We start from the raw sequence: 12848 nt of genomic DNA on the forward strand, positions 1-12848 counted from the left end.
CGTTTCGCAAAGGTGCAAAATCATGGTGCGGAATTGACTTGAGCTGAGACACCGTGAGTATTTTGGGCAATCGAACCTTCCAACAACAGCATTATTGAGGAAAGCCCTAACCCGATTCGTTGCAACTGTTGCTGGATTTGAAAACCGAATGTCCACTTGATGTAAGTAGAATATCCCCAGCTTAAAGAATTTCATTCGCCGTAAAATTGCAAACATTATGCCATTGCCCAAACGGAAATGAAAAGACAATATAGGGTAAATTAATCCGTTTGAGGATTTGATTGAAACAAAGAGAAGATCTACTTAATTGAACAGCCCGATGTTAAGGATCCGCGAAGGGAAATTCTTCACCGTTTTGGTTAATGTGAAATCTTTTTGATGCACTAAAGATGAATAAGAGAGGCATTTTATTATATTGGTGAATTCAGAAGCGTCTTAGCAGTGATCCTTTTGATCTGTTCTCGGTATTCCAGATATTGCTTCGCATAATGGGTGACATCTAAACCTTTTTCCTGGCCGATTTTGATTTCTTTTTCTAAGTTAACCAAGATATTTTCGAGGCGACGCCGTTTTAAGAGCACCAAGCAATCCTCAGCCAATTTTTGAAGATCGATATCATCGTTATAACTCGTGCTAATGATATTGGCCAAGCGCGCGGCGATTTTTGGATCTGTCGATGATTCGATGACTTGCTGGGGCGTCACTCGATCCTTCTCCTGATTTAATTGCCGAATGATCGCGAAGATGGATTTGATTTCTGGATCGGATAGCTCCTCATCGGAGAGATGTTTTGCGATAAATTTTAAGAGCTGGCCATCTTGGAGCGCAAGGCGGACCAGATCTTCCTCGGCTAGCTCGTATTTCGATTTGGGTCGCGGTTTTGACCTCTGTCCAATGGTCTGATCAGGGACCGCGATTTCCGGCCGATAGAGGTTATTGCGCTTTTTGTAGAGCAGTCGGTCCATTAGCGAGCGCTCGTCCAGCCCAAAGTGCTCGGCCACTTCCTTGAGAGCCAAATTCTGCTTGATGCTATCTTTGATGCGGATGATCGTTTCCAATAGCGAATCGATCAATTTCGATTTGCCCTGGCTGGTGGAAAGGTCCAGCGTCCGCGACATGGTTTCTATTTTAAATTTGATAATTGGCTTTGCGAACGAGAGCACTTGTTTGAAATAATCGACCCCGCGCTGGCGGACATAGCTGTCGGGATCGTGCCCAGCGGGAAGGGTTACAATTTTCACTTCCAAACCTTCATCGAGAAAGATATCAGCTCCACGCATGGCTGCTAACGAGCCGGCTGTATCGGCATCATAGAGCAAGATCACATTTTCAGTAAAACGTTTGATCAACCGCGCTTGTGCCGATGTTAGTGCCGTGCCCGAAGTGGCGACCACGTTTCGGATGCCAGCCTGATAGAGGCTGATCAGATCGAAATAGCCCTCAACCAGAATCGCCTGGTCCTGTTGCTTGATCGCATCGCGGCTCTGATAGAGCCCAAACAGGATCTGGCCTTTTTGGTAGATCGGCGTCTCTGGGGAATTGATATATTTCGGCGAGTCGTCTTCGATGAGCCTTCTGGCTCCGAATCCCAGGACCTTCTTATAAAGGTCGATAATTGGCACCATGATTCTGCCACGAAAGCGATCGTAATAGCCCCCAGCATCTCGTTTGATAATGAGCCCAGCTTTGAGCAAAATTTCCGTGGAAACGGAGTCTTTCTGAGCTTGCCGGATTAAGCCATCCCATTCTGGAAGCGAATATCCTAAACCAAAGGTTTTGATCATTTCATGGCTGATGCCCCTGCCCTGCAGATAGTCCAGCGCGGCCTTCCCATTTGGCGAGAATAAATTTTTATAGAAAAGATTAGCAGCCCAGCGATTGACGAAACAGAGCGCCTCGCGTTCCTTCTCGCGACGCTCATCAACCTGGGAGCGCGGCAACGTTATTCCAGCCTTTTCCGCTAAAAATTCCACCGCTTCGATGAACGACATCTTCTCCATTTCCATCAAGAAATTGAACACATTGCCACCCTTTTGGCAACCGAAGCAATAATAAAGCTGCGTATTCGGGTTCACATAGAACGAGGGGGAATTGTCGGCATGAAACGGGCATAATCCCTGATAGCCTTTACCCGATTTTTTTAGGGTGAGATAATTAGAAATAAGGGCCACAATATCGGTCGCATCGCGGACCTGGGCAATTTTTTCTTCAGGGATCTTATAGCTCATGCGAAATGAGTTCTTTATTCTTTAGCTTAAATCTGATTTGGCCGTTGGCTAAATTAGATATTTTCATTTTAAAAATCAAGCAGAAAATCTCTCGTTGCAGTATAAGATGTCAGAGACGATCAATCAGTTGATCGAATTCCTATCAACGATCCAAAGTTTCTCATTTATTTTGAGCTTACTCACGAAATCGATTGATAGAATTATTGACCTCGATAGATCTTCGCATTGATGAGAGTGAAAAATGAGTGACGGTTCTGGTGCTCGGCTTGGAGACAGCCGTAAAAGGCGGCCAATTCGATCGCCACTTGTTTAAAATGGTTGGCCAACCCAAAGGTCATGCGATAACGGTGGTGTTCTGGCAGAAATTCGCTGAACGATAGAAGCGATCCAGGCATGAGGTTTAGTTGATAAGTATAGCCAGCTCGAATTTTCCAACGGTTAAAGAAGGTGAATTCAGTACCGCAGCGGAGTTCCCGAGATTTGATTTTGCCAGCAGCGAATAGTCGACTGATATAATCATTTTTTTCATGATGGATCTGGTCAATCTGATATTCGATGCCGAAAAACAGGGGGGACGAGGGAGAAGAAAACGCAAGACCGACCCCTACTTGATACTGATTCGAGTAATCATCGCCCCAGAGCAGATCAAAATCGGGGTGAACTGCCCAATCATTGCTATAATCGTAATCAAATGACCAACCCAATTGCAGCGGCATGGTGAACAAATTCATGCGATTTTTCCAGTGGAGCTCAAGACTATGATTATTCCATTTTGCATTAAGGACTGGTCTCACGCTGCTTTCGAAAATCTCCAATCGCTGCAGCCGACAACCGAGTGACATTATTGACTCCCCCAGTTCAGTACGCCGAAAGTGGAGCTGTAGTTGAGAACCGAAGTTACGTCGATTGGTGAATTGCTCGAACATCCCAAGCCGTTTGACACCGATCGTCTCTCCTCGAAACAGCGTGATGACGATGGTCCTTTGCTCAAGCTGGCTGCTGCTTTGCGCTTCGATAAATTCCTGAGCGTCATCATATTGGAGTAAAATGCCAACGATCAGCGGGTCAAAGATGCGCCAAGCAAACCCAGTGCTGGTTATTACTTCTCGATCGATGATGCGCGGTTGGGGAAATTGGTCCTTCAGGCCAGTTTCGATGCGATAGCCCAATGAAGCGCCCCAATAAAGTTTGCCCATTACCAATTGTCGGCTATACTGAGCAATTACGGATGGCCCCCAATAATCGAAATTGCCCTCGGTTTCATCGGTCGCCCGAAACGGGTGTTCATCGTACGGAGTGCGGTTGATCGCATGACTCACTCGCGTCAAACTGAACGCGTGATAGTTGGCCGCTCCCCAAAAGGCCTGATTCTGATCCAATATTTTTACGCCTTCGAAACCGGCAGAAAAGTCAAAAAATTTTTCTGGATCATAGCGGCGTCTAAACTTACCTGCTTCCGATTTGGCAAGACTTGAAACTGAGAACCAGCCTCTGGATTGATCATTGATCAGCCATGCTGGATTCGACCCGAAATCGTAGAGGTTGAGGCCAGTGGTCTCGCTATCGAGAACCAAAGATAGGTAGCCCATTGCGGGAGGCTTTAGATCGATCATTTGCGCCAAGGAAAGCGTCGAAAGTGGTGCCAGCAGCCAAATGACCAGTTGGATGATCCAATGAGTTTTCATTTCTGGGAAATTTTTTGGGCGATTGCTTATTTAGTCAATGGAGATCCAAATAATGCTCATTACCGCTGCCAGAAAATATAGCGAGAAATCGGTTGGAAATCAAGGAGAAAATATCACTTGGATTTAGGGATTGCTATATTCAATTCTCCAGATTTTGATGTGCGAACTATAAAACTGGATAATGAGAAAGTGATCTCAGAAAGAATGTTTTATGGAATATGTTCTGAAAGAAGTTTGGATTGCATAAACACGCTCACTGTGCTGGTTCTTGTGAATTTTTCAATTTCTGTCCACAATACGGGCAAACCGACCAGTTATTGGCAATAGTTTTCTGACAATTGGGGCAGAATGGACGAACTTGAGCACCGCACTGAGGGCAATAGCTATGGGTTTGGGCCACCATATTGCCGCAACTTGGACATGGCTGTGTTGCACTTCCGGCTGCAATCACAGGGAACTGTCCATTTCGGACGATTAAATAAATAATAAACGCTGCAAGATGGCCTACTAAGACCAATAGCGCCCATAAGATACCATTCATCCCGTGACGTTTCGCATCGTAATAAACCCAAACTACAATGATTAAGCCGAAAATGGGAATCAGAAGTATGAGCATGAACGGGATCGCCGCGAGGCCTTCGAGTAAAGCTACACGATGAAACCAGGGGATCCACCCTAATTTTGAAAGGATGCCAATCAAGATTAACATTAAAATGATACAGATAAAAATGATCAGCAGAATTTTTGAAAAATTTTTTCGATCTGTAGTAGCCATGTATGACCTCCTATCTATTGGTGATGTTCGAAAATTGCTCATAGTTCAAGCTTAAATTGTATCCCTTGGATTTTTTCTATGGTGATAGATCGCTCGAACCCAAAAAACCGCCTGATTCTCTTCTTCCGCAGTTGATCGCGGTGCAGATTAATGGCAATAGTTAAAATCCAAGCTTTAAAATCGCGAACCGATGGATTATTTGGCAGAAAGCGCACGGCCCGTAGCCACGTCTCCTGAAATAGATCGTCAGCCTCCATTCGATTCTGCGTCAGGTAACAGGCAAAACGATAGACTGCGGTCTGATATTTTTCATATAGCTCGTCAAAGGCGCTGACATCCTGGTTGTAAATACGCTGAATTAATTGGTCGTCAGTGGCCGCCATTTATCTTCTCCACGTCCATTCATCTTTCAACAATATAGACGGATGAGTGAACCAAAGGTTCTGGTAAATTTTTCGCTAAAAAAATGGGGAAAAGGCCAAATGATCTGGTCATTTGACCAAAATATTCTATTTCTAAAAATCGCAGATGGCCTCAAAAATTTGAGTAACCCACTATTATTTCAAGCAAATTAGCATTGTTAAATTTTTGGCACGCGTCTTGTAAATTCAGAGATCGATTGCTGATGCAGGCGCTAAAGTTGTATCCACTCGAGATCCATTGCCGTGCGCCTGTTTCCATGGGATAGCATCCCGCAGGTTTAAGAGGGGCGACTTACGGAAATTTCAACCTGGCTACTCACAACGGGGCAGGATCAGCTAAACCTGCGGGGCTCTTTTGTTTTTGAAGGAAATCAGAGTATTTCGATGATTTAATAATAGCAACCCTGGGGAAAAGCATGCAGGCGGTCAGGCTTCATCCCCGCTTTGCTTCGCAACTCGCGAAGCTTGATTGCCTGCACCTATTTTTTATGTAACAGATTAAGACTTGAACGAAATATAATTTTAGAGCAGGCTAAAAAAATATTCCAGTCACGCCATCACCATCTCAAAAATTCAAAATAAGGAGAGCAAAAATGGGCTTGAAACGGGCAATGATTGTCCTGATTTGGCTAACTTTAGCAACAACCACAGTGGGGGCTCAGAGCTGGGATCACAGCAAAGGAATTGGAGTGACCGGCAATCTTTTTAAATTTGTCGGCGGTCAAGTTGATCGCGCTGCACTGGGAACGGGTGGCGGTTTATCGCTGCGGTACGGTTTATCGCCAAATCTCATGTTCGATTTTAATCTGAATTACGGGAGTTTCAAACCTACACAACTTGGAAAGCGCTTTGCCGCTGATGAGAATGCACCCTATCGAACGTTCACCTTTCCTGCAGCTCTTGAATTGAAGGTCACGCCAGCACCTAATGCTGCCATTAAGCCCTACGGCTTCTTTGGCGCTGGGGTATATGTGTGGGATTTGCGTGATGAAAGCGGCGAAAAGAAAAACGTGTTCAAAGACCAGGCTTTAGTATGGGGCCAAAGCGTATATGGAGAGACGCAAATAAATCCATTGTTCAATATCGGGGCGGGCATTGAAACGTTTATCATGTCTGGTCTGGCGTTAGATTTACAAGCCGGCATTGTGGCGTTAGCCTACACTGATCGGAAGGATAACGTTGGCTATGCCGACGAAAATGGTTATGCACCGTATGGCCGTGCAACGTTATCGCTCTATTTCGGATATTCCAAAGACACGGATAAAGATGGCATCGAAGATAAGCGGGATGCGGATCCGAAGCGGCCAGAAGATTTTGACGGCTTTCAGGACGAAGACGGAGCGCCAGATTTGGATAATGATGGCGATGGGATCCCAGATGAACGGGACATGGCGCCCAATCAGGCTGAAGATAAGGACGGATTTCAAGATGAGGATGGTGCCCCTGATCCTGATAATGATGGAGATGGGATTCCAGATGTTCGGGATAAAGCGCCCAATGAACCAGAAGATTTTGACAAATTCCAAGATGAGGACGGTATACCTGATCCTGATAATGATGGGGACGGCATCCTCGATAGCGCTGACCAGTGCCCAGGGAGCGACGCCACTGTTGCCCGCGGTGAGAACACAAAAGAAACCATTAATGGCTATCAAGATGAGGATGGTTGTCCAGATACCAAGCCGATGCCAGTAATGGAGAAAAAAGGCGCCAAATTGGTGCTCAAAGGAGTGAATTTTGAAATCGGCAGTGCGGAATTGACACCAGAATCGATTGCGATCTTGGATGAGGTGATCCAAGGACTGAAAGATAACCCTGAGGTGATGGTCGAAATTCGGGGTTATACTGATAGTCAAGGTTCAGTTTCAGCAAATCAGAAATTATCGGAACGCCGAGCCAAAGCGGTGATGCAATATTTGATCGATCATGGCATCGATGCTTCGCGACTGCGAGCTGTCGGATATGGTGAAAAAGATCCAGTGGCCTCGAATGATACACCTGAAGGTCGAGCCCAGAACCGACGGATCGAAATGGTGAGGATCAAATAAGCTACCTACAAAGTTGTCGGGGGTACCAGCAGGAGGAAAATTCCTCAATGGGCAGTGGTAATGACGGTGGGGCCACTGCCCTTTTTTTTATTAGAGGAAATTAGCTATCAACTTTGCTTATAAATTCTAGCTCTACATAATGTGCGAACTGTGAATATGAAAATATCTTTCCTGCGGATGCAGGAATCTCTTTTATCTCATGAAATAACCTGTTGAGGATTGGCTGACTTGACATGCTTGACATCCACTTTGCCAATGATAGCCTGTTTGCATAAACGAATAGAGGGCTTCAATTAAAATTATAGCATTTTATCCGGGGTGTCAGAATTAGAGGTATTGATAGTATTCCACTGGTTTCAATTCAATGAATTGATCGGTGCAACGGACGATATGAGATCTGATCTCCTGACAGAGATGGCATTTTGCGATGTAGCCTTGGGGATCGGGCTGAAAATTGAACTGATCTTCAGCCAATTTGAGCAGGCCTTCCACCCCAGAGTGAACCAGAATATCGATAATTGGGCGCTCATCGAGATTGATCCCTTCAAATAATTTGCCGAGTTGGTGTGCGTCGCCGAGGGATATCCCGGCGCAGAAGCTGGCGATGTAATTGCCATAAGGATCGATATGAATATGTTCTGGGTTGGTCAGCTCAGCGAGGCAGTTTTGATGAAAAAACACCTCGGCAGGTCGTTTTTGATAGAGAAAATTCAATCGGGATGCGGCACGGCCGATCGGGATTAAGCCGAAATTTTCAATGAAAGAGCGGGCGGCTTGTTCATATCCAACCGTGTTGAGGTAGCGATTGAACGGGATCTGAATCTGCGGATTGTAATCCTGAAGTTGATTATAGAAAAAGCTCGTATAGACAAGCACATTATAAGGTCCGTAGATTTCTCGGGCGATGGTGATGGCGCGATGGGTTCGCTCGAAAGGGATGAACTCATTATGAAACGGTGAGACGCTAATCAGCACTGCTGGTAGCCCAGAATCGCGCAGGAGCGTGAATTGGTAGGCGGTGAGATCATCGTCCTCGCACCAAAACGCATTGGTTTCAACATATTGAAGGGGCACATCATGTTCGATCGCAAGCTCCACCGCGCGCAGCGTCAGTTCCAAATTGAGAAACGGCTCCCCACCGCCCAAATGGATGCCCACCTGATTCGGGGTGTAGTGTCGCATTTGGTCGTAATAATGTGCCAGGTCTGCCTCGGTCATCCAATCGCGCCATCGGGGACAACTGGCGTAAATGCAATGCCGACAGGAACTGCTGCATTTGTAAGATAAAATCATCCCTCCTGACCTGAAGGGTGATATCTTGAGTGTCTTCATGGCCTCGTTTTTCAGTTACGAATGCAATTCAATTGTGAAAAAAACGGATGCGATTAATCCTTGTCAGGCATCGCTCCTAATTTTGAGCCGGGCATCCAAACTGCCCCTTTCGGAATCACGACGATCCCGTCTTTGATCCAAAAATTTTCCCCCTCCTCGTAATCGACATTGGGTTTGGGGCGAATAATGACCCCGTCGCCGATTCGGGCATTTTTATCGATGATGGTGCGCTCGATGTAGCAATTGCGGCCAATACCCAGAGGAGGACGGTGATTTTTAGGGGCTTCCCAATTGGTTAGAATATCCTCCCCTTCGAAGAAATCGGCGCCCATCATCACCACTTCTTTGAGTACAGTGCCCTCATGAATGTTGCTGCGAACGCCGATGACAGAATTGATGATTTTTGCTCCTGTAATATCCGAGCCATCCCCTACGATACTGTCACGAATCTCTGATTGAATGATGCGGCTGGGGGGCAACGATCGGGCACGCGTGTAAAACGGCCAGCCAGGATAATATAATTTGAACGGTGGATCTGGCTGGGCGAGCGAAATGTTTGCTTCGAAAAACGTCCTGATTGTTCCAATGTCCTTCCAATAATCGGCAAAAGGATAGGCCAGAACCTTGTATTTAGTAATGGCATATGGGATAATATCCCTCCCAAAATCGGTCCGTGAATAGTCTGCTAAAAGCTTGCTTAGAATATTGGGGTCAAAAACATAAATTCCCATTGAGGCCAGATAACGATCAGGATCAACTTTGAGGTTCATTGCCTTGAACAATGCTGGAGGGGCTTTAAACCTGTCAATAATTTTAGGATCCTTGGGCTTCTCATGAAAATCTTTGATGAACCCGTCGCGGTCGACCTTGAGCAACCCTAATTCTGGAGCTTCAGCGCGGGGGACAGGATAGACACACACCGTAATATCTGCCTCCTTTTCCTGATGATATTTCAGCAAATCTGAATAATTCATCCGATAGAGATGATCGCCCGAAAGGATGAGGATAAATGAGGTGTCATAGTACATGATGTGGCGCCAGGTAGCGCGGACCGCATCCGCCGTGCCCTGAAACCATTTCTCAGCCTTTGGCGTCTGCTCCGCCGCTAAAATATCGATAAAGCCATTTGAAAAAACATCAAACTGATAGGTCTGCATGATATGGCGATGCAAACTGGCAGATAGAAACTGCGTCAGAACAAACATCCGTTTGATGCCTGAATTAATGCAATTGGAAATCGGTATATCGATCAATCGATATTTACCAGCAAAACCAACAGCCGGCTTGGCGCGTTCCAAAGTAAGTGGAAAAAGTCGACTGCCGCGCCCACCGCCGAGTATGACCGCTGTAACGTCCTTCATTTTGCTCCTCCCGCTTTTGCTGTTAGTTGTTCAGTCCACATGAAACGCCATATTACTTATTGAGACCCATTCGATTTTTTATGATCCAAACTTATTTCTCTCGAAAATAGAATCCTATTTCCTCTGCTAACGAGTAACTACCCCTCGAGGGCTCGATCACTCAATGAACAGCATTTGATCCATCGTTATTTGCTTACTTTGCAGTTCATTTTGCGCCCAATTTTCTATCGGCAGATCTTACATTGAATTTGGCTTATTCAGTTAAATCCTCCTTTTGAGCAAAATCTGATGGTTCAGCAGTTGCATAAAAAATTGCATTGAATAAAAATCGAAAAGTGCGATAGGCCTGACCCCGAAACAGAGCCGGAAAACCGATAAGTACAATCTTTCCTCGGCCAATTGGAACATCAATCAGCGCGCTGCGATTAGCGAGATACTGCATCCCAGTGAGCCAGCCGCTAAGCAACAGTTTATCAGAGGCGTAATTGATCACACTGATCCCTTGTTTTCCCTCGAATACTGGGCTATTCCAGAAGAAAATGGCAGATTGCCGCTCAAATCCATATCCGATGGGATGGTGATTGTTAACCTGTACCCTTAAAATGGATCCAGGAACGAAAAAATCGCTGCGATCGAGGTCCTGAACCGAGTTTCTTATCGCAAGGTTGAATTGCCTGATGGCAAAATCCGCCGCTCGATTCATAGCGATGAGTGTTCCACCTTGTTGCACAAAAGCGCGCAGATGGTTCACGCCCTGTTCACCGATCCCGCCGCAAAACTCGATGGGCATGGTTTCCACCGAGTTGCCTTGGACAATCGACCGGTCCGATAAGCTGGGAATAATGATGACATCCAACCAACGATTTAAATGGCCATTTCGCACATTCTGATCTTTGACTTGCTGGAAAGAGAATTCAAATTGCTCTAGTACCCAGCGAGTCCACCCCTCATCGATGTTGGCAGTCCAGCTCTGATAAATTCCGAGCCGAGCCGGCTTTAACCGGTAAAGCTGGATCCTTGGCCTTTTTTCTAATGCCGTCAAGTGAACCGCAAGATCCCCGATAAACCGCGGGATCGCTGCAAGCTGCGCTTTAGTGCCAGTTACAACCAACGTGCCTGGTGGATATTCGCCATCAACGGTTGTTAGCGGCACCGCAGTCCAATAGACCTGATAATCCTGTTTCATCAATCGGTTCACCAAGATGACGTCGTCGTTGCTCTGGTAGCTCCATATATAACCGAACAGGTCCTCTGGCAGATCAATCAATCCGTTTGGTTTTGGGATGGGATCAAGTTTTTTACAGATGACTTGAAATGGCTTAAGGATAGGCACGACATCAACGCCCATCAGAAGCGGTAAATTATGAGCGACCACATCATAAGGGAATTCCATTTGGCCGGTTGTTGGGTATTTGATTTCAGGGTAAAATTGTTGCTCAAGCAAGGCCTTCGCATACCCGCCATAAGGTTGAGCTAGATAGATGATAAAGCTGCCAGCCGGGAACTTTTGGCCATCGGCAATAAATTCAGCACTGGCCTGATGAATCTCCACTTGGCCTAGGCGAAGCGTTTGCAACATTTTGATGGTCGCTGCTAAGTCGCGCTGGGATAAAGGGACGATGAACGCAAATGGCGGATCGGTTCTGTTTACGGCTTTTTTATGAATGCGATAAAAATTTCTCAGCCAATTTTCCCGCAATCTCGCGGCATTGATCAGTACCGCTTTGGCAGCAGAATAATCGTATTCGACAATATCTTTCAAAGTCCAGTCCCCACCATGCCAGGGAAATGGCATGTTCACTGAGGATGTTCTCACGACGCTTGAAAGCTGTTCAAATTTTATCGAAATTGGAGAGGCGATACGGGCGCTGGCTGTTTCGGTGAGGATCCTGACGCCGCCATGATAATGTGGATAGGCACGGCCCGGAGTCCAGGCATCGAAATATTGGCTGTGAATCACACCCGGTTTGCCCTCGGCCGTCAGTTCAGAGGCAATAAAGCTGCCGAGCATCGCCACCTGCTGCTGAATGATCGGATCCACATTCGGCTCAAATGGATCGGTGTACGGCGGAACAAACATCCGAGCCCCGTGACTTTCCATCTGATGCAAATCGACCACGATTTGGGGATGCCAAGCGTGGAATATTTTCAGTGTTAATTGCGATTCGATCTGAGTGAACATGTACCAATCGCGATTGATGTCATGTCCAGCGTATTTATGATAAAGCCAGGGCAAGCCACAGCCTTCATATTTCGTGCCGAGATGGCGATAATACCAATCGACCACTTTCTGGATCCCATCGGGATTATGCATGGGGATGAACAGCAAGATCACGTTATCCAGAATTTCCTGTGTGTTCGGATCATCCTTTGCTGCAAGGTCATAAGCCAATTTCAGCGCCATCTGCGAAGCACCGATTTCAGTGGCATGGATCGAGCAATTGATCATGACCACGGTTTTGCCTTTGGCTATTATTTTTTCGGCTTCATCATCATCGATGCTCCGGGGATCCGCCAGACGTTGTTGATAGGTCTGATAAGTTTTCAAATTTTCATGGTTGTTGATTGCCGTAATACAGGCTACAATAAAAGGGTTGCCCTCTGTGGTTTCGCCCAAACGTTCTACAACGATTCGATCGCTTGCTGCATCGAGCCGATGAAAATAATCGAGAATTTGATGCATATTTGCCAGCTTCTTGGCATCACCAACTTCAAAACCGAGGTGGTCTTTTGGGGATGGGATCTGTCCTGTGGAAAGCTGAGGAAGCAAAAAAGCTGCAAGGATGATCAAGTGAATAAACATGCGTTTCATGAAAGCTACCTTAAACAATCATTAAGCCGGCATAAAGCAAAATTGTTATCAACCATCCCATCATGAACTTATCATCAAATCTTCTATTTTTATTATATCAATTTTTAAGCAAAATATCAAGCGCTTTTTCTTTATTGGGTCGATCAGTGGACCTTAGGCAAATCACCTTACGTCGCGCTGAACAG

8 protein-coding genes are annotated in these 12848 nt (G+C 46.0%); 1 reads left to right on the forward strand and 7 read right to left on the reverse strand.

Annotated elements, in window-relative coordinates; all coding sequences use genetic code 11:
- Positions 1-410 precede the first annotated feature (410 nt).
- The 4 genes from dnaG to ONB37_02190 form a co-directional block, all read right to left on the reverse strand.
- Positions 411-2228, reverse strand: a complete 1818-nt coding sequence (gene dnaG, locus ONB37_02175) for a DNA primase (protein MDZ7398950.1) — start codon at positions 2226-2228, stop codon at positions 411-413.
- 200 nt (positions 2229-2428) lie between these two features.
- Entirely contained in the window at positions 2429-3913 is a 1485-nt protein-coding gene (locus ONB37_02180; protein MDZ7398951.1) for a hypothetical protein, read from the reverse strand.
- Positions 3914-4166: 253 nt separating this feature from the next.
- On the reverse strand, positions 4167-4688 hold the full coding sequence (locus ONB37_02185) for a zinc ribbon domain-containing protein (protein ID MDZ7398952.1): 522 nt from the start codon (positions 4686-4688) through the stop codon (positions 4167-4169).
- A 38-nt stretch (positions 4689-4726) separates the two neighbouring features.
- Complete coding sequence (locus tag ONB37_02190) at positions 4727-5071, reverse strand: RNA polymerase sigma factor (protein ID MDZ7398953.1); 345 nt, start codon at positions 5069-5071, stop codon at positions 4727-4729.
- A 632-nt stretch (positions 5072-5703) separates the two neighbouring features.
- On the opposite strand from ONB37_02190, the gene ONB37_02195 reads away from it, so the two are divergent.
- Positions 5704-7158, forward strand: coding sequence for an OmpA family protein (locus ONB37_02195; GenBank protein MDZ7398954.1), 1455 nt, complete (start codon positions 5704-5706; stop codon positions 7156-7158).
- A 327-nt stretch (positions 7159-7485) separates the two neighbouring features.
- Here the strand turns inward: ONB37_02195 and ONB37_02200 are convergent, their stop codons facing one another.
- The 3 genes from ONB37_02200 to ONB37_02210 form a co-directional block, all read right to left on the reverse strand.
- A complete protein-coding gene (locus ONB37_02200) occupies positions 7486-8451 on the reverse strand; it encodes a radical SAM protein (GenBank protein MDZ7398955.1) in 966 nt (321 codons plus the stop codon).
- 92 nt (positions 8452-8543) lie between these two features.
- Positions 8544-9851 (reverse strand): glucose-1-phosphate adenylyltransferase, encoded by a 1308-nt coding sequence (locus ONB37_02205; GenBank protein ID MDZ7398956.1) that lies wholly within the window; start codon positions 9849-9851, stop codon positions 8544-8546.
- Between the two features lie 253 nt (positions 9852-10104).
- Positions 10105-12663: a M14 family metallopeptidase gene (locus ONB37_02210; GenBank protein MDZ7398957.1), complete on the reverse strand. Its 2559-nt coding sequence runs from the start codon at positions 12661-12663 to the stop codon at positions 10105-10107.
- Positions 12664-12848 lie beyond the last annotated feature (185 nt).

Source organism: candidate division KSB1 bacterium, from assembly GCA_034506395.1.
Classification (GTDB): Bacteria; Zhuqueibacterota; Zhuqueibacteria; order Thermofontimicrobiales; family Thermofontimicrobiaceae; genus Thermofontimicrobium.